This is a genomic window from Paraburkholderia dioscoreae, assembly GCF_902459535.1.
GTDB lineage: Bacteria > Pseudomonadota > Gammaproteobacteria > Burkholderiales > Burkholderiaceae > Paraburkholderia > Paraburkholderia dioscoreae.
Genome location: NZ_LR699553.1, coordinates 1,424,960 through 1,442,986, shown reverse-complemented (window position 1 = coordinate 1,442,986; position 18,027 = coordinate 1,424,960). Strand labels below are relative to the sequence as shown.

Below are 18,027 nucleotides of genomic sequence, written 5' to 3'. Positions count from 1 at the left end.
CTTCATGCCGCGCCCAGCGTCGCGACGGATTGGACGCGGTAGACGTCGAACGGAATCTCTTCAATGGCCAGCACGTCGATGCGCCGGCCGAAGTCGCGCAACAGACGCGCCAGATGCGGACGCAGCATCGCATTCGTCACGATCAGCGAGATCCCGTTCAGCTCGGTCATGAAGGTCCGCTGTGCACGCTCCAGTTCCTCTACGGAAAGCACACACTGCGGTTCACCGTCCACGCCACTTCTGATCTGCGCTTCAAGCTCGGCTTCCCATGATGGATCGAGCACCGCCGTGGAGATCGTCCACGTCTCGAGGTCGGCGTAGCTGCGCGCGATCTGCGGACCTAGCTGAATGCGTGCCTGCCGCACCATCCGGTCGATCGTGCGCTCGGCCGCCGGGACGCGTACGACGGCTTCGAGAATCGCGCGCAGATTGCGGATCGGCACGCGCTGCTGCAGCAATTGCCGCAGCACGCTGGCGAGTTGAACCGTGTTCACGGCCTGCACCGCCTGAGCGACCAGCTCGCGAAACTCGATCGATAGTTGATCGAGCAAAAAGCGCGTCTCCTGGGTGCCGAGAAAGTCGGCCGCCGAACGCTCGCAAACTTCCGCGAGGTGATCGCATAGCGCCTCGTCGACACTCGCCTTGTGGATCTCCGGGTCGTCGAGCGAGGCCGCGGTCGCGCTCGGCACCCAGACCGATTTCGCGGCTTGCGGCCGGTAGCCCGGCACGCCTTCGAACATGATGCGGCTCGCTTCGCCGCTCACCAGCGTGTGTGCGGCGACCAGCGTGCCGCTCGCAAACGGCACGTCCTCGATATCGACCACGTAGCGCTCGGGCGCGAGCCGCGAGTCGCGCAATAGCGCGAGACCCGGAAACGGCACGCCCAGCTCGACCATCAGCTTGCGGCGCAACTGGCCGATCTGGCGGTTCAGCGCCTCGGGCCGCAATGCATCGAAAGCCTCCAGACCGAGCCGCAGGCGCAATGCCGCACTCGTGCCCAATTCGACATCGTCGAGAATGCGCGGCACGTAATTGCCGCCGTCGCGCGTCATGCCGGGCATCAGCGCGCGCTGCGAGTTGTTCGCGAGCGCAGCGTTGCGCATCAGCGTGATGGAGAGCACGAGCAGCAGACCGCCGGCCACCAGGAACTGGATGTGCGGAAAGCCGGGAATCGCCCCCAGCGACAGACACGCCACGCCGGCCATGCCGATGGCTTTCGGATGCGCCGCCAGCTGCCTGTAGATGTCACCGCCGAGATGGGCGTCAGCGCCATCGGTGGCGCTCACGCGGGTAACCAGAATGCCCGCGGCCACCGAGACGATCAGCGACGGAATCTGCGACACCAGACCGTCGCCGACCGTCAGAATCGTGTACGTGTGCAACGCGTCGCCAAACGACATGCCGCGCTGCGCAATGCCGACCGCCAATCCGCCGACGATATTCACCAGCGCGACGACGAGGCTCGCCACCGCATCGCCCTTGACGAATTTCATCGCGCCGTCGAGCGAGCCGTAGAAATAGGTTTCGCGTTCGAGCGACGCGCGCAGACGGCTCGCCTGGGCAGCCGTGACCACCCCGCTGCGCATGTCGGCGTCGATACTCATCTGCCGCCCCGGAATGCCGTCGAGCGTGAAGCGCGCCGCCACTTCCGCGACACGGTCCGCGCCTTTTGCCACGACGATGAACTGGATCGCCGCCAGCACCACGAACACCACGAGGCCGACCGCCACATTGCCGCCGACCACCATCTCGCCGAACGCGCCGATGATCTGGCCGGCGTGCGCATGGAGCAGGATCATCTTGGTCGAAGCGATAGCCAGCGCAAGGCGCAGCAACGTCGTGATCAGCAGCAGCGACGGAAAGCTCGCGAGGTCGGCGGCCTTCGATACATACAGCGTGGTGGTCAGCATCGTCAGGCCGGAGGCGAAGCTCACGCAGATGAACAGATCGAGCACGAACGGCGGCACCGGCACGATCAGCAAGGCAAGGACCGCCAGAATGCCGACGCCGACGGCGAGGTCCGCGTGACGCGCGAAAAATGCCGACAGATCGTAGCGGCTGAGAATGGAACGGTTCGACATGTTATTGACCTAACTCCCGATGAAGCGCACGACGACGGCTTTTGACGTAAGGATCGCCTTCGTCGTCGCGGAATTCGCGTTTGATTTCGTTCTTGTCCATGCGCAAACCGCGCAGCCACAGAAAGCGCTGGACGAGATAGTCGGCCACGCCGGGCGCGATCTGCGATACGGTCATCCAGAGCAGCAAATGCGAGTGCGAGACGGCCGCATAGCCAAGATGAACCGGTAAGGAAAATGTCCAGATGGGCGCAAGCTGCCGCAGCCACGCGACCAGTGCCTGCACAAACAGAAACAGCAGGATCGTGAACTGGATGATCGTGAGGACGGTGTCCCACACAAGGCGTAGGCTGAACATCTGCTTCAATCCATTGACGGGATTCAGGCGCTTGACGTCAGGCATGACGCGCTTCCATGCCAACAGGCCGCGTGTTTGCATCAGTTCGGGCACCAGCACCGCGAGCGCGCCGACACCGAGCGCCGCCAACACCGGCGACATGAAGGCGTAAAGCGCGGCACACGTCGACGCAAGCCGGTCGCCGAACTCGCGCGAGCCGTCCAAGGTTGTCACGCGCAGGATCAGCTCGTTGCCCAGCGCATACAGGTGGGGTGCCTCGATGAACAGATAAAGCCACCAGCACAGGCCGCTGAACGCCACTGTCAGATGCGTGCTCTTCGAGATCTCGCCGTCCCTGCGCGCGCGGCGGATCCGCTTGGGGGTCGGCGCTTCGCTCTTGTTGCTCATTGCAGATGGATCACGTGATCGAACGCGATGCGCAACTGTGCGAACAGAGCAGGCACACTCAGCACAGCCGCAAACGTCAGCACTCCGGCTTTGACCGTGCGCGCGGTCGCGAAGGGATTGAGCCGCTTCGCATGCCGCGACATCAGCCCGAACGCGACATCGACGAGCAGCATGAGGCCGAGCAACGGGGTCGCAAGCCGCACGCCTTCGGTGAGTACGTCCGCGAGATTGCGCAGTGCCAGTTGGCGGAACACGTCGACCAGGTCGCCGCGCCATTGCCCAGGAGGCCACAGCACCCACGCGTCCGTGAAGAAACCGAACAGCAGTGGCAGGCCGGGCCCCGTGAATAGCGTCAGCGCGGCGAATTGCAGAAACAATTGTTCGAACAGCGCTGCTTCCTGCTGGAAATGCGGGTCGTACATCGCGGCACTCGCATAGCCCCCCTGCTGATCCAGCATCGCGCCGGCAGCGCCGGCGGCGTGGAAGATCGTGCCGAGCAGCAGGCCGAGCACGACACCGGTGGCGACTTCGACCACCATCGCCGGCACAGGATGCGGTGGCCAGCCTACCTGCTGCGGCAGCATGGCGATCACTAGAAGAAGCGGCACCCGCAACTTGCTTCCGAGCGGGCCGCTCTGGCTAAATGGAATCATGGAGAGCGCGACGGCCGGCCGGATCGTGCAGAACGCGAAACCTTCGAGATAGCGGATAGGGTCCATGGTCAATGCAAGCGGCCCGCCGCGATATAGGTGAACACGTGCGCAAGGAAGCGCGAGAGTTCGCGATTCGCCCACGGCGCGGTGATGATCAGTACGCCCCCTACGCAGATGATCTTGGCGCCATAGGGCAGGCTCTGGTCCTGGATTTGCGTGACCGACTGCAACAGGCCGATCAGCAGACCAACGGCGGTGGCAACTGCGAGCGCGGGCAGCGAGAGCCAGAACACCAGCATCAGCGCATCGCTCGACAAGTTGGCAAGAGAAGGCAGGCCGTTCATTTGACGTAGCTGACGATAAGGCCGTGCATGAGCTTCGACATGCCCGATACCGACACGAAGATGAACAGCTTCAACGGAATCGACACGGTGCTCGGCGAGAGCATCATCATGCCCATCGCGCTCAGCACATTGGCGACCACCAGATCCACCACCAGAAATGCGATATAGAGCAGGAAGCCCGCTTCGAAGCCACTCGATATCTCGCTGATCAGAAATGCCGGAATCAGCAACTGCATGTCCGTTTCGCGCGCTTCTCGCTCCGGATCGATCCGTTTCGCGGCGCCGACGAGAAACTGCCGTTCGTCGGCTCGCGAGTGCTTCAGCATGAAGTCGCCCAGCGGGCCGCGCACGGCCTGCAGAAGTTCGGTGGCGCGCGGCATCGCACCGTCGCCGTTATCGAGCGCGGCCTCGATCTTCGAAATGGTCGGCGCCATGACCACCAGCGTCGCCGCGAGGGCGAGGCCGGAGATCACGAGATTGCTCGGTGCCTGCTGCACCCCCAATGCGGAGCGCAGCAGCGTGAGCACGATGCTGAACTTCGTGAACGAGGTGGTCATAGCGACTGCGAGTGGCATCAGCCCAAGCATGAAGAACAGGCTGATGGTCTGCAGCGGATTGAACTGATCGGTCATGCCGGCAGATCCTCCTGGGTTAGCCGCGTGACGCGCACGCCCATCGCGCCTTCGATATCGATCAACTCGCCACGAGCAAAGGGAATGCCCTGACACAAAAGCGTGACCTTGCGCTCGCGCGCCGGCAACCGGAACGCGACGATCGAGCCTTCGCGCAGATGCGCCAGTTCGGCTACCGACAACGACAACGTGCCGAGCACCGCCTCGAAGGCGAAGGTGATCGAGTCGATCGGCAGCAGTTCGCTGGTCACTTCGACGGGCTGGGTTTCATCGGTCATCACACGGTCTATCACGGTGTACTCCTTGGTAAATTGGAACAGGATCCGGCATGTGCCGACTCGCAATGGCACACGCAGGTAGGTGGAATCGCGGTCGAATAGCAGTGCGTCACCGACCGCGATCCTGCGCAGCCTCGGCAGCGATAGCCACGGACCGGGCATGCAAACCGGCAAGCGTATGTAAAGGCGGCTCAGCAATGCGTTTCTGGAAGGCGCGGGCGGTATACGCAATCGCAGCCATTCATCGACCGCCGGGCTGCAAAATGAAAAATGGGCGGTGCGACCGCTCGTCGTGTGGGTCACCGCGAGGCCATAGGCGCCCTGCTCCGGAAAGCCGTCGAATGCGACACCGGTGAGTTCGATCGTGAAGCCGAACAGTCCCTCGAGCGCACACAGCCAGTCACTCAACGCGTCCGCGACATGCAGGAGCGCCGCATCGCCGCGCGCCTCGGTCACTAACGGCGTCAGCTCCGGCAGCAACGCGCCGGCATCGCAGCCGGCACTGAACGGTGCCTGCCCGGCAACACCTGATACCCTTAGCGGATAGCGTGCGCGGCACGGCTCGAACAGCAGCGTGAAACCCCGCGTGCCGACCGACACCGCATGCGGACTGCCGAAGTGGCGGATCGCCAGGTTGATGCGCTCAACGTCCGCGAGCGCTACGGTCTCCATGTCGGGCCAGAGAGTCATCCCACCTCCCGCGCGAGTGGCCGCCGGAACACACGGACTGTGTTCGGCAAGGGCGGCTGCGCACTCGGCACACTCGGCGTACTCGGCGATGCCCGCGTCGACAAAGGCGCCGCCAGCGCGGCCAACGTCTGCCGCACGCCGTGCCCAACCATATCGAGCGCCGTATGTCCGGAGCCATCAGCGAAGTCATATTCGCGCAGCAACGCCGCCACGCTGTCGCGAATGCCGCGCTCCAGCGCCGGCAACTGGATCTTCAAACCGCCGTCGATCACGCCAGACTCGGTCTCAACGACGCATGCATGAGCGGGTAGCCCCACGTCGGCAAGCACGCTGCAAAGCGGCGCGCCAAGTTCCTGCTCGAGGGTCGCGATCAGACGGACTGCGTCATCGAAGTCGGCCGGTGCGACTCGCACCGACACCAACCGCTGCGACTGCGCCACCATCAGCGCACGGCGCAGTTGATTGGACAACACCGCCGACGGCGGCAGTTGACCAACAATGTCGCTCACCGCGCTGAGCACGATTTGCGTGAGCCTGTCCTCGATACGGTGGGCAGCGAACGCCGCCGCACCCATATGTCCCACCTGTTCACGCAGCGCCGCCGCCGTTCCGGCGGCCCGGCCGCGGCGCCACGCGCGGCGCTTAAGCTCACGCACTTGCCTGGCGAGGCGGCGGCGCTCGTGCGCCAGTTCGGCCGCACGGTCCGAGTCGACGGCGCGCAGGCCATCGAGCGACGCCAGTTCGTGCGCGCTCAGATGCCCGTCCGATTCGATCCGCCAGGCGCCCATTCGACAGATCAGCATGGATGGGCCTCCATCAGACGGCGGGCCTCGGCGACCAGTTTGCGTGCGTCGGCAGAGGACAGTTCACGCACGCGATAACTGCTCGCGGCCTCGCAGATCTCGCGCGGCAAGCGCAGGCTCCACCAGAACGCGTAGCGCGAATCAGCGGCGGCGGCGAGCGTCAGTGCCAGGCCAGCCGCCGTCATGTCGCGCCGGCTGAACAGCGACGGCGTCGGCTCGACCTTCAGGTCGTCCGCTGCGGCGCGCGGATGCCGCTGAATTTCCGCCAGCAACCGCGGTGCGACACCGGCCGCAAACGCGGCGCGGCCCTGCGCGGCGACGACGCGCCGCAGAGAAGGCGCGAACGCGAGCGCGGCGACGATCCGGCACAAGCGCGCACACGCGGGCCGCGGCCAGATCGGCAGCACGGGCGGCACATCAGCCAGCGCCACCCGAACCAGTTGCGGATAACGGCCGAACAGAAATGCGTGGGCGGCGCGCGCGGTGCGTTCATCACGGACGGGCTGCCCGCGTTCGAGCCAGCTGTGATGCGCCCAGTAGGCCGGTGCGCAGGTATAGGCGTGCCTCATGCGTCGCCCTCGGCATGGCCGGCGGACTTCGCACGACCGCTCCCGTCGGCTGCGTCGGCGCGCTTCTTCGGCTTGAACCACGTGCGCCTTCCCGAATCCCACAGCCAGATCGATCCGCTCATCAGCAATACTAGCAACGCCAGCACAACCAGCATCGCCGTGGCGCGCGACGGCACGTAGCCGTTACTCTGCGGGCAGGTCGTCGCGGCAACCGCACCGGCGGCACCGGCGACATCGTCGCCGGCTGCGCAGTTGCCGGGGAACGTCAGCACCGGCGTGACCGCGACGAGCGTCAACGAGACGCGCGCAGGCGTCAGCCCTTCGACGCCGCCCGCGACCAGCGCACGAATCCGGTCGCGCATCGGCTCGAGGTTGTAGTCGCTGCGATAACGCATCATCACGGAAGCCGACGGCAGCGTGTCCTGCGCCGGGTCCATCGGATCCTTTTCGGGCAGCACGATGTGTACGCGGGCAAGCAGCACGCCGTCCATTTTTTCGAGCGTCTCGGAGAGTTCCTGCGAGAGCCCGTACACGTAGCGGACACGGTCTTCCTCGGGGCTCGAAATAAGCCCCTGGCGACTGAACAGATCGCCGAGATTCGCGTGGCCGCCGCGCGGCAGTGCATAGGCGCTCGCCAGTTCGGTGGCGATTACCGCATCCTCGTCGTCGACCGTGATGTTCCACGTGCGGTCGGGGTTGCGCTCCTTGTAGCCGTTGATGCCGTGGTGGCTCAACGCGGCGACGATACGGTTCGCCTGGTCCTCGTCCAGGCCTTCGAAAAGCGAGGTTCTGCAGCCGACGAGGAAAAGTAGCACCGGCAGCAGGATCAGGGCGCGGCGCATCAGCTTCGCTGCGTCAGGGTCTGGATCGCACGGCCGATGTCGTCGGCGACGTGCGTCATCATTTGCGTTTGCACCTCGAAGGCGTTCAGATCGACCTGAAGACGCAGCATGTCTTCCGTCGAGATATGGCTCGCGCCGAATTGGTCCAGGTGCTGCGACAACCCTCGCGTCGAGGTGTCCTGCCTGTCCTGCGCACTCGCCAGCAGCCGCTCGAGTGGCGATACTCCAGCGCCTGCTCCGTCTGCGGACGCGCCAGCAGCGGGAGATACGGGAGACAACGCGCCGGCTTGCAGCGGCACGATAGTGTCGGGGAGTAGCAACATTTCAATACCCGTTTCGAATAGTCAGTCGTTCAATGGTTGAAAGGGATGCTGCGGTGGGCTCGACCTGCGCAACGCGAGCAGCGGCAAAGGGCGCGCATTCAGGCAATTTCAGGAATGCCGCTGCCATCGAAGTCGCGCCAGGCTGGTCGCTGTCCGCCACGGTCATCAGCATGCGAGCGCCGAGCGCGTAATGTCCTTCGAGCACCTGGCACACGCCGAGCCAGGCGCGCGCGAGCACGCTGTCGGGCACGGCCTCCAGCGCGCGGCCGAACAGCAACGCCGCACTGGGATAGTTCGCGCGATCGAGTTCGATGAGCCCCAACCCGAGGTATGGGAAAGCTCGCCGCGGGTATAGCAGCGCCAGCCGGCCGAACAGATAGCGCGCCTCGTCGAAGCGTCGATGGACGCGGGCGTAGTGACCTATCGAAATCAGCAGTTCCAATGTGTCGTGCTGCATCTGCAATGGCTCCCCGAAGACGCCGCGAGGGCGTCTTCGACCTGATTAAAGAGGCGTTAGTGGGTTGCCTTCGCGGTGTCCTTCTGCGTATCGCCCACCCCCTGAATCATGTTGGTGCCGAGCGAGGTATCCGTGTTCATCTCGGTCACCGCCTGCTGGAGTTTCAGCATGTCGGTATTCCCTTGCGAGTTGTCGGCGCCGTTGCCCTGCTGCGCGCCGCCGCCCTGGACCTGCTGCATTTGTTGACTGACCTTGTCATTGTCCTGTTTGAGTTTTGCCAACACGACGGCGAGAACATCCGACGTCGAAATGCCGCCGGCCTTGTTCATTGCCGGTACCCCGCCGTTACCGGTGAAGGCATTGCCGCCAGGATTCGGGGACATGGCCGTATTGATTGGATTCATAGTTTCCATTCCTTAACTTAATCGTGCGCGTTCCTGAAGCTGACGCTTCGTTCCACCACCTGTCGAGCCGCGCACAAACACTCGACAAGCAAAACCATTTCTTTTTTTAACGCTGGCGACGCGCTCGGCAATGCGCTGTTGAGGCAGCCGATCTCATGCGTCAACCGGGCGACGATTTCCTCACGGCCGAGACCGTCGGCTTCGGCAAGCTTCGCCTCGATAGGCAAATCGCCGCACATGCCGAGCGCGCTTTTAGCGGCAGTTTTTTGGCTCATGAACTGCGCCCATAAGAAATTCGTAGATCGAACCATCGTCGCGCGTCACCTCCGCCGCGCAGGCCGAGATTCGCGTAATTCGACCAACAGGCAATCGCGCGCCGACGAAATAGCGCACGCCCTGGGCGTCGGTGAGCCAGACCGCGTGGCTACCGGACAGCAGATTCATCCCCAGCGCCTCGAACGGCACGCGCACCTTCGCGCCCTCCTGTACGTGGCCGGGAAACGCGAGCCCACGTAGTCCATCGATCTCACCGCGCGCCAGTCTGGCAACGCGTGCGTAATCCCATGATTCAGGCGACAGGAAGCCCTGTGCGCCAGGCAGCACCACCGTGAACGCACCAGGCTCGGCGGGCCGCACCTCTGCGCCGCGGTAATAACGCGCGAGAAAATCGCCGAGTTGCTCCTGCAACTGCGAGAGCACGATCACATGCATCACCGGCGTGCGCTGCCGCGACCATGCCCGCGCGGTTAGCGCGGCCAGATCCGCGGGCGATTGCACGTAGCCCTCGTAGACAAGCGCGCCGGACTTCGCATCGGGACGCGTCTTCACGAGCCGGAACGCGTCGTCGCCACGCGCTGTATGCGGCGCGCCCGGCATCGCCGGATTCGACGCCAGCCACGCCAGCAGCACGAAGGCCACCGGAACTGCAAAGACCGTCGCCTTCGCAACCGGCGACGCGCCGGACCAGCGTTTCGCGCAGTAAGCGAGCGGCGCGTGGCGCAATAGATAGGCATACTCAGCGTCGCCCGCCATCGACGAGGTCGGTGCGTCACGGCCGCCGAACTGGAAGGTCACCGCTCCGGCCGAAAACCAGGCGCCGCGCCGCAACAGCACGCGCCGCCCCGGCGGCAAGCGCCTGCCGAACACGGCGACGCCGGGCTGGTGAGCCAGCAACTCGAGCGCCGCGCCGCGTAACTGGGCGGTGACGTGCAGCGGTTCGACGCCTTCGTCGATCACCATCAGATCGGCTTCGCTGCCGCTGCCGATCCGCAGCGGTCTTTCGGCGGACAACGCGACGCTTGCGCCGGTATGCACGCCGTCCGTCACGAGGATCAATGCGTCAGCGGTCATGGCGGTCATCCCAAGGCATCTTGCGTGTCGGCTGCCACGCGGGCAGTGGCGGTGGCGACGACGCGGACGGCAGCGGCGCAGTCGGGGCAGCGCTCGCCGGCAGCGTCCGCAGCGCGGCGGTGACGGCTGCGGACGGGTTGGCGGTGCCCGGGACTGTGGTGGCCGTCGGGACGTTGGTGGCCACTCGAAGCGTCGGCGGCGTCATCCGTGTCGCCTGCGCGGACAATCCTGGCCCGGTGCCCGCAGCGGGCGCAAAAGCGGCGGCGGGCGCAAAGTCCGGCCCCGCGCCTCCGGTCATCACGGCTTGCCCCGCCGTGACCGCCCCACTGGCCGGTTCTCCATTGCCACCCGCGCGTTTCAGGCGCGGTGTAATCAGGATCAATCGCTCGAGCCGCTCCCGCGTCGTCTGGGTATCGCGAAACAACGCGCCGACGTAAGGCACGTCGCCGAGCACCGGCACTTTCGAAGTCGTGCTTTCGCTGCGCTCATATTGATACCCGCCGACCAGCAGACTCTCGCCGTCGCGCACGATCGCCTGGGTGACGATCGAATGGTTGTCGACTTTCGGAATGCCGTCGACCGACATCGACGTATTGAACGCGCCATCGTCGATCTGGATGTTGAGCCGGATATTGCGGCGCGGCTCAGCGGCCGATTCAATGCTCGGCGTGACCTTCAGCGTGAGACCGGTGTCGATGTTGTAGAGGTCGACGTCCTGGTTGCCCGCCACCCGCACATAAACCGAGCTGTGCGAAGTCAGCACCGCTTCCATATTGTTCAGCGTGAGGACTTGCGGACTCGACAGCACACGGGCCTGGCCGGCGTCTTCCAGCGCGTGGATCTGCGCGAACAGGTATTGCGCCGAATTGCCGACCAGAGTGGCGAGATTCAGTCCGCTCGCCACGCCGGCCGCGGTCGCGAGAGCCGGCGCACCGAAAGTCAACGGCGAGTTGATGGTCCCCGACGCCGCGCTGACCCGCCCGTTCGATCCGCCCCACGCCACGCCCAGCGAGCGCGCCGCGCTCGACGATACGTCGATCACGACCGCGTCGATCTCGACCAGTTCTTGCGGCTGGTCGAGCATCGCAATGGCGCGCTCGTAGTTCGGCATCATCGACACGAGGTCGTTGATCACCACGGAGTTGGTGCGCGGGTCCGCGATGATGTTGCGTCGCGCAGGCGTCGCGCTGGGCTGATCGGTCCGGCCCGGCTCCGAGGTTGCCGCATCGGGCAATGGCGGCGGCGCGCTGTCGCCGTCGGCCGATGCGCCGCCGGCGAGACCCAGACCGCGCAGGCTCGGCAACGGCGGCGGAGCGCCGCGCGCGCTGCGGGCATCGGCGCGGACATCGGCGCGTGAGCGGGCCGCCGCGCGCGGCGCGACAGCCTGCCAGGTGTCCATCATGACCCGCCGCAGTAGCGAGGCCACCCCGGGCACCACCTGGTCCTGCGATCCCACCGTATAGTGCATGTCCTGCGCCTGCGCGTAGCGCAGCGGGAAAATGCGAATCTCGGTCTGGTCGAACGACGGCTCCGCGGTGCTCTGCCGCTGCGCCTTGTCGATCGCCTCGGCCACGGCGTCGACAAAAGCCACCGGGCCGGCGACCTTCGCGGTCGTCGCGGAGTACCTGATCGGCAGGCGCGGGTCGTCCAGATCGAGGTTGCGCAGCAACGACGCAACCGCTTCGCGGGTCATCGGCGCAAACGGGATCACCTGGCTGCGCACTCCTGCGGCGGTTGCGACGTGCATCGCCTTGCCGTCGAAATACCAGACAAGGCCGTAAGCCTCGACCAACTGCATGAAGACGTTGCCGGGCGTGTCGTCGAAACGGCCGTTGACCACGCCCTTCACGTCGCGGGCGATGTCCGCGGACAGCCCTTCCACCGCGAGCACGTCGCGCAACACGTCCGGCAACGGCGCGCCGTTCGCGGCATAGTGGATCGGTGCGCCGTGCCAGACAGGCGTAGCGGCCTCAGCCTCGGGGGCCAGAAACACCGCCCAGGCCAGCGCAAGCTGACCCGCCACCTGAAACATGGCGGCACCCGTCGCGCACGATGGCAAGAACTGCGGTCCGCCGCCACCCTTCTTATTGGGCGAACCATTTCGGCTCATGATAAGCATTGAAAATTCCTGGCTACGTTGCATTGATTACGTCAGTGAAATTTAATCGCGCCGACACCGCTGATGGTCATATATATGCATGACGCCATATGTTCATTTGAAGCGCGACCAATCCAGCCGATTTTTATCAAGTATGCGCAAAGCCAATGCGCATGATTCATGCGCTCTCAATCGACATATTCGGTTCGCATATCCCGAAAATAAGGCGATGCGCTAAGTGAAACGTCATACATCTTTATGACCAAGTCGGATTATTGCGGAGAGAAGATGGACTAGCCGCCACTTGGACTCATCCGAACATGAGAAACAACCCGCGCGACTCACGTCGCAGATGCATGGCTATCTTGAAATGCATCAGGACATTCACTGCCGTAATGGAGGCACTCCATTCCCGTATTCCTACACGTGTAAGCACATGCGGATGACACGGTATTGCAATTTCACCCCGCAGCTCGCCAAGCCGCGGCAACGCTCCGTCAGAATCAACGGGCTGGCAACCTGTCTACGGCTCGAGGAAGTGTATTGGCGAATCATCGAAGAAATCGCACGCCAGGAATCTGTGACTGTAGGAAAACTGATTTCCAGATGGGCACTTGAAATTGATCTGACTCAGGAAGCCATCTGTAATTTCACCGGCTTTGTCAGAATAATCTGCGTCACCCAATTACTGGATAGAAAACACCCGATCGATCTGGATTTAATCGATCCGGATGTGTCCGTTGGCCAGCTTGGATAAACTACAGGAGATTAATAGAAAACAGCCAAATTTGATTTATACATTTCCGCATGTCAGGCATCCGGAAGCTGATTCAGCAATTTCCGAGAAAACAGCTATCCGCATGCATTTTTCCTCTTACCTGATTTTAGGATTTGACGACGATGAACGCGATCAACAGAATCGGCAACAACAGCATGCAGTTCGATGCGGGCAACATGGCAGCACGCAACGAACCGCAGAACCGCACTGATTTCACTTCGGTCCGGGCATTTTCCACGGAGCACACTCACAATGCCGGCGACGATATGCAGTCCGGTTCCGCGAGGGCTGCATGGCGCCCCTATCACCCGGCGGCAATGGACAACGGCATGCTCAGGCAGCAACAAAACACGACGGAGCAAACAGGCGGCGCGGACCCTTCGCAGGGCGGTGGGTTGATCGGGAACATCGTCAACGCGATAGCCTCGGCCGTATCACAGATTGCGCCGCAGATCACGAGCCTGATCGCGCCGTTGCTGGGCACCACCGGTGCACCAGGAGGCGGCGCCGCTTGACGTAGCGGCGAACGCAGCCGACCACCGCAACGCCCGTCGCCACATCGCTGTGGACGCGCCCGCGGAGGTCGGCTGTCATCCGCGGCTGTCATCCGCCGTTGGCACGAGAGCCCGGCCTGCCTTTTCGACGCAATCAACGCTCTGCGAAAACGGCGCCTGCTCCCCATACCGTACGCGTAGCGTCGGCACAACGGCTATTGATCTGCGCCTCCTCCCGCCCCGCCGCGCACCCTGCCCGCCGCAATGCAGCAAATTTACCCGACGCTGTACAATAGCGCGCCTGACACGAGCTTTTGCCTTTGCGGCCTCCCGTGTCTGTGCACCGCGCCGTCCGCGCCTGGTTTGCCTGATCTGCGTGCCTGATCGGCGTGCGTATTTGTATATTGCGTCTCGCGCATTCCGGCCCGGCGCATCTGGTCCGTGTTCCGACACCTGCGTTTCATCTGACTCTTGCCCATGTCCGCTCCGCGACCCGACTCCGCCCAACAGCGCCGCCCCATGCGCCCGCTGCCCGCCATCATCTTTATGAGCCGCTGGCTGCAAGTGCCGCTCTATCTCGGTCTGATCGTGGCGCAGGCCGTCTACGTCGTGCTCTTCCTCAAGGAAGTCTGGCACCTCGTCACGGCATCGCTAACGCTCGACGAAACCAACATCATGCTGGTCGTGCTCGGCCTGATCGACGTGGTCATGATCTCGAACCTGCTGATCATGGTGATCATCGGCGGGTATGAAACGTTCGTGTCGCGCCTCGGCGTGGAGGGTCATCCGGACGAACCGGAATGGCTCGACCATGTGAACGCCGGCGTGCTCAAAGTCAAATTGTCGATGGCGCTGATCAGCATCTCGTCGATCCATCTGCTGAAGACGTTCATCAGCCCCGATCAGAATTCCACGCATACGATCATGTGGCAGGTGATCATCCACGTGGCGTTCCTCGTCTCGGCAGTCGTGATGGCACTGGTCGACCGCCTCACCACGCATACGCATCCCAAGCATTTCGAAGAGCCCGCGGTGCTGCACGCCGTGGCTGCCGTTAAAGGTTCCACTCCCCTGAAGGCGCACGACTGACCGCGCTGTCCCGCGTGTCCGACAACAAGCGCCCCTGTCTCCACTGAGCTAGCCATGACCGTCATCAAACAGGAAGATCTGATCCAGAGCATTGCTGATTCGCTTCAGTACATCAGCTATTACCATCCGCTCGACTACATCCAGGCCTTGGGCCGCGCCTACGAGCTCGAACAGAGCCCCGCCGCGAAAGACGCCATCGCGCAGATTCTCACCAACAGCCGCATGTGCGCCGAAGGCAAGCGCCCGATCTGCCAGGACACCGGCATCGTCACGGTGTTCGTGAAGGTCGGCATGGACGTGCGTTGGGACGGCGCGACGATGGGCGTCACCGACATGATCAACGAAGGCGTGCGCCGCGGTTATCTGAACCCGGACAATGTGCTGCGCGCGTCGATCGTGAATCCGCCGGAAGGCGCCCGCAAGAACACGAAAGACAATACACCCGCCGTGATCCACTACGAGATCGTGCCGGGCAATACGGTCGACGTGCAGGTCGCCGCCAAGGGCGGCGGTTCGGAAAACAAGTCGAAGTTCGCGATGCTGAATCCGTCGGATTCAATCGTCGACTGGGTTCTGAAGACCGTGCCGACCATGGGCGCGGGCTGGTGCCCGCCGGGCATGCTCGGCATCGGCATCGGCGGCACCGCTGAGAAAGCGATGGTGATGGCGAAGGAATCGCTGATGGATCCGATCGACATTCAGGACGTGATCGCACGCGGCCCGCAGGACTGGATCGAAGAACTGCGCGTGGAGCTGCACGAGAAGGTCAACGCGCTCGGGATCGGCGCGCAGGGTCTCGGCGGTCTCGCCACGGTGCTCGACGTGAAGATCATGGCCGCGCCGACGCACGCCGCGTCCAAGCCGGTTGCGATCATCCCGAACTGCGCGGCCACGCGTCACGCGCACTTCACGCTAGATGGCTCGGGCGCCGCCAAACTCGAGGCGCCGTCGCTCGACGCATGGCCGAAGGTGCATTGGGAGCCGGACACGGAGAAGAGCAAGCGTGTCGATCTGAACACGCTCACGCCGGAAGAAGTCGCTGCGTGGACGCCGGGCCAGACGCTGCTGTTGTCGGGCAAGATGTTGACGGGCCGCGACGCTGCTCACAAGCGCATTGCCGACATGCTGGCAAAGGGCGAAAAGCTGCCGGTCGACTTCACGAACCGCGTGATTTACTACGTCGGCCCGGTCGATCCGGTGCGCGATGAAGCCGTCGGTCCCGCTGGCCCGACCACGGCAACGCGCATGGACAAGTTCACCGAGATGATGCTGGCGCAAACCGGCCTGATTTCGATGATCGGCAAAGCCGAGCGCGGCCCCGTCGCGATCGAGGCGATCAGGAAGCACAAGGCCGCTTATCTGATGGCCGTGGGCGGCGCCGCGTACCTCGTGTCGAAAGCGATTCGCAGCGCGAAGGTTCTCGCGTTCGAAGACCTCGGCATGGAAGCGATCTACGAGTTCGACGTACAGGACATGCCGGTCACCGTGGCCGTCGATTCGAGCGGCACCTCCGTTCACCAGACCGGCCCGAAGGAATGGCAGGCCAAAATCGGCAAGATTCCGGTCGCGACGGTTTGATTCGCTGCTAACGCCTGTCACGCCTGTCGAAGAGCCGGGACCGCGGTCCCGGCTTTTTTGTTGCCGCGCGCAATGCCAACGCGACAGGCAATACCCGAAACAATGTCAAAAGATACTTCTGTTTCCTTGGCTTTTTCAGGTATGGCGTTTATTGTTGTTGAAAATTCAAATTCCCCAAAAGGAAATACCATGCAAGGCGACAAGAAAGTTATCGAGTACCTCAACGCGCAACTGAAGAACGAGTTGACTGCGATCAACCAGTACTTCCTGCACGCGCGGATGTACAAGCACTGGGGTCTCGACAAACTCGGCAAGCATGAATATGACGAATCGATCGGCGAAATGAAACATGCCGACTGGCTCATCGAACGCATTTTCATGCTCGACGGTCTGCCGAACCTGCAAGATCTGCACAAGCTGCTGATCGGTGAGGAAACGAAAGAGATCCTCGAATGCGATCTGAAGCTCGAACAGATTTCGCAGGGCACCTGCAAGGAAGCCATTGTGTATTGCGAATCGGTGCGTGATTTCGTCTCGCGCGAAATCTTCACGAAAATTCTCGACGACACTGAAGAACACATCGACTGGCTCGAAACCCAGATCGACCTGATCGACAAGGTCGGTATCCAGAACTATCAGCAAACCGCAATGGGTTCGGTCGAGTCCTGATCGAATCACGCCGCGAGCGCCCCGCGCGCCGTTCGTGGGTCTGCCCGTTCGCAACGGATGACACCATGGATGGCGACCCTTCTGGGGACGTGCGGAAGAAGTCCTCCTGGGGGCGCTCTGGAGGACGTCCTCTTCGGGGCGCCACACGGGCGATATACTTGCGCACCTTTCCAGGTTCCCTTGAGCGCCGTGCCGCACGCATCCTCTTCGCCTATGCCCGCAGAATCAACGTCTACGAATACAGGAATGTTCACGTCTGGCGCCGGGTCGCGCGCACCGGTCGGCATTTTCGATTCGGGTCTCGGCGGTCTGTCGGTATTGCGGGCGGTCCGGGCCCAGTTGCCTGACGAAGCGATCCTGTATGTCGCCGACTCGCTCTACGCCCCCTACGGTGAGCGCGACGACGATTTCATTGCCGACCGCACGCTCGCGATCGGCGAATGGCTGGTCAAGCAAGGCGCAAAGGCGCTCGTGGTCGCCTGCAATACGGCAACCGCGCAGTCCATCGCAATGGTTCGAGAAAAACTGCCCATTCCACTGGTCGGCGTCGAACCCGGCATTAAACCCGCTGCCTTGCAGTCGAAAACCCGCGTCGCGGGCGTGCTCGCCACGCAAGTGACGCTGCGCAGCGCACGCTTCCAGGCGCTGCTAGAACGCTATGCGGCAGATTGCCGCTTTCTTTGCCAGCCGGGCCACGGACTGGTGCAGGCCGTGGAGCGTTGCGACATCAGCTCCGCCGAATTGCACGCGTTGCTGCGCGGCTACCTGCAGCCCATGCTCGACGCGGGCGCTGATACGTTAGTGCTCGGCTGTACGCACTACCCGTTTCTCGATACGGCGATCCGCGATATCGTCGGCGACCGGCTTGTGCTAATCGATACGAGCGTCGCCATTGCGCGTCAGCTGGAACGGGTACTGGACCAGCACGGCCTGCGCGCGGCCCCGGAAAGCGGTGGCACTGCTCTGCCCCGTTTTTATTCGACCGGCGACGGCACGCATCAGCAGCAATTGGCAGCCACCCTGCTGCACATCGATGCAACGGTCGAACAGGTGCTGATCCCGTCTCGCCGCACGGCCGCGTCGAATTCCCAAGCCGCATAAATTCACCGACACTTCCGTTTTTTGCGCCGCCAGGCCGCTTCCCGCGCACTTT

Annotated in this window: 21 protein-coding genes; 6 read left to right on the top strand and 15 right to left on the bottom strand. The window is 63.4% G+C overall.

Features of this window, described 5'->3' with window-relative positions:
• Positions 1–2: 2 nt before the first annotated feature.
• From PDMSB3_RS06545 to sctC, 15 genes are read right to left on the bottom strand one after another with little or no spacing between them, the layout of a single operon-like run.
• The gene (locus tag PDMSB3_RS06545) at positions 3–2,081 is read right to left on the bottom strand and encodes a flagellar biosynthesis protein FlhA (protein WP_165185451.1); all 2,079 of its coding nucleotides are present in this window, start codon (positions 2,079–2,081) and stop codon (positions 3–5) included.
• A 1-nt stretch (position 2,082) separates the two neighbouring features.
• Positions 2,083–2,823, bottom strand: coding sequence for an EscU/YscU/HrcU family type III secretion system export apparatus switch protein (locus tag PDMSB3_RS06540; protein ID WP_007175526.1), 741 nt, complete (start codon positions 2,821–2,823; stop codon positions 2,083–2,085).
• Positions 2,820–3,542, bottom strand: a complete 723-nt coding sequence (locus PDMSB3_RS06535; protein ID WP_007175527.1) for an EscT/YscT/HrcT family type III secretion system export apparatus protein — start codon at positions 3,540–3,542, stop codon at positions 2,820–2,822. The genes PDMSB3_RS06540 and PDMSB3_RS06535 overlap by 4 nt, the downstream gene beginning before the upstream one ends.
• Positions 3,543–3,544: 2 nt before the next feature.
• A complete protein-coding gene (gene sctS / locus PDMSB3_RS06530) occupies positions 3,545–3,820 on the bottom strand; it encodes a type III secretion system export apparatus subunit SctS (RefSeq protein ID WP_007175528.1) in 276 nt (91 codons plus the stop codon).
• Positions 3,817–4,452 (bottom strand): type III secretion system export apparatus subunit SctR, encoded by a 636-nt coding sequence (gene sctR / locus PDMSB3_RS06525; RefSeq protein ID WP_007175529.1) that lies wholly within the window; start codon positions 4,450–4,452, stop codon positions 3,817–3,819. The genes sctS and sctR overlap by 4 nt, the downstream gene beginning before the upstream one ends.
• On the bottom strand, positions 4,449–5,420 hold the full coding sequence (locus PDMSB3_RS06520) for a FliM/FliN family flagellar motor switch protein (protein WP_007175530.1): 972 nt from the start codon (positions 5,418–5,420) through the stop codon (positions 4,449–4,451). Before PDMSB3_RS06520 ends, sctR begins: the two co-directional genes overlap by 4 nt.
• Positions 5,417–6,223, bottom strand: coding sequence for a FliH/SctL family protein (locus PDMSB3_RS06515; protein WP_007175531.1), 807 nt, complete (start codon positions 6,221–6,223; stop codon positions 5,417–5,419). The genes PDMSB3_RS06520 and PDMSB3_RS06515 overlap by 4 nt, the downstream gene beginning before the upstream one ends.
• Positions 6,217–6,792 (bottom strand): hypothetical protein, encoded by a 576-nt coding sequence (locus PDMSB3_RS06510; protein ID WP_007175532.1) that lies wholly within the window; start codon positions 6,790–6,792, stop codon positions 6,217–6,219. Before PDMSB3_RS06510 ends, PDMSB3_RS06515 begins: the two co-directional genes overlap by 7 nt.
• Positions 6,789–7,634: a type III secretion system inner membrane ring lipoprotein SctJ gene (gene sctJ / locus PDMSB3_RS06505; RefSeq protein WP_007175533.1), complete on the bottom strand. Its 846-nt coding sequence runs from the start codon at positions 7,632–7,634 to the stop codon at positions 6,789–6,791. The genes PDMSB3_RS06510 and sctJ overlap by 4 nt, the downstream gene beginning before the upstream one ends.
• Positions 7,634–7,957 carry a hypothetical protein gene (locus tag PDMSB3_RS06500; RefSeq protein WP_007175534.1) on the bottom strand — a complete coding sequence of 108 codons (324 nt, stop codon included), beginning with the start codon at positions 7,955–7,957 and terminating at the stop codon, positions 7,634–7,636. Before PDMSB3_RS06500 ends, sctJ begins: the two co-directional genes overlap by 1 nt.
• A 1-nt stretch (position 7,958) precedes the next feature.
• The gene (locus tag PDMSB3_RS06495) at positions 7,959–8,414 is read right to left on the bottom strand and encodes a tetratricopeptide repeat protein (protein WP_007175535.1); all 456 of its coding nucleotides are present in this window, start codon (positions 8,412–8,414) and stop codon (positions 7,959–7,961) included.
• 56 nt (positions 8,415–8,470) lie between these two features.
• Positions 8,471–8,818, bottom strand: coding sequence for a hypothetical protein (locus tag PDMSB3_RS06490; RefSeq protein WP_007175536.1), 348 nt, complete (start codon positions 8,816–8,818; stop codon positions 8,471–8,473).
• Between the two features lie 17 nt (positions 8,819–8,835).
• Positions 8,836–9,093, bottom strand: a complete 258-nt coding sequence (locus PDMSB3_RS06485) for a hypothetical protein (RefSeq protein ID WP_157187744.1) — start codon at positions 9,091–9,093, stop codon at positions 8,836–8,838.
• Positions 9,071–10,168: an FHA domain-containing protein gene (locus tag PDMSB3_RS06480; protein ID WP_165185446.1), complete on the bottom strand. Its 1,098-nt coding sequence runs from the start codon at positions 10,166–10,168 to the stop codon at positions 9,071–9,073. Before PDMSB3_RS06480 ends, PDMSB3_RS06485 begins: the two co-directional genes overlap by 23 nt.
• The gene (gene sctC / locus PDMSB3_RS06475; RefSeq protein WP_007175539.1) at positions 10,158–12,287 is read right to left on the bottom strand and encodes a type III secretion system outer membrane ring subunit SctC; all 2,130 of its coding nucleotides are present in this window, start codon (positions 12,285–12,287) and stop codon (positions 10,158–10,160) included. Before sctC ends, PDMSB3_RS06480 begins: the two co-directional genes overlap by 11 nt.
• A gap of 283 nt (positions 12,288–12,570) precedes the next feature.
• Between sctC and PDMSB3_RS06470 the strand changes: the two genes are divergently transcribed.
• From PDMSB3_RS06470 to murI, 6 genes are all read left to right on the top strand, one after another.
• Positions 12,571–13,023 carry a ribbon-helix-helix domain-containing protein gene (locus PDMSB3_RS06470; protein WP_232064122.1) on the top strand — a complete coding sequence of 151 codons (453 nt, stop codon included), beginning with the start codon at positions 12,571–12,573 and terminating at the stop codon, positions 13,021–13,023.
• A 143-nt stretch (positions 13,024–13,166) separates the two neighbouring features.
• On the top strand, positions 13,167–13,559 hold the full coding sequence (locus tag PDMSB3_RS06465; protein WP_007175541.1) for a hypothetical protein: 393 nt from the start codon (positions 13,167–13,169) through the stop codon (positions 13,557–13,559).
• A gap of 456 nt (positions 13,560–14,015) precedes the next feature.
• Positions 14,016–14,627, top strand: a complete 612-nt coding sequence (locus PDMSB3_RS06460) for a TIGR00645 family protein (protein WP_165185444.1) — start codon at positions 14,016–14,018, stop codon at positions 14,625–14,627.
• A gap of 54 nt (positions 14,628–14,681) precedes the next feature.
• The gene (locus PDMSB3_RS06455) at positions 14,682–16,205 is read left to right on the top strand and encodes a fumarate hydratase (protein ID WP_165185442.1); all 1,524 of its coding nucleotides are present in this window, start codon (positions 14,682–14,684) and stop codon (positions 16,203–16,205) included.
• A gap of 189 nt (positions 16,206–16,394) precedes the next feature.
• Entirely contained in the window at positions 16,395–16,874 is a 480-nt protein-coding gene (gene bfr / locus PDMSB3_RS06450) for a bacterioferritin (RefSeq protein ID WP_007175545.1), read from the top strand.
• A gap of 213 nt (positions 16,875–17,087) precedes the next feature.
• Complete coding sequence (gene murI, locus PDMSB3_RS06445; protein ID WP_165185440.1) at positions 17,088–17,975, top strand: glutamate racemase; 888 nt, start codon at positions 17,088–17,090, stop codon at positions 17,973–17,975.
• The last annotated feature ends 52 nt before the right edge of the window (positions 17,976–18,027 follow it).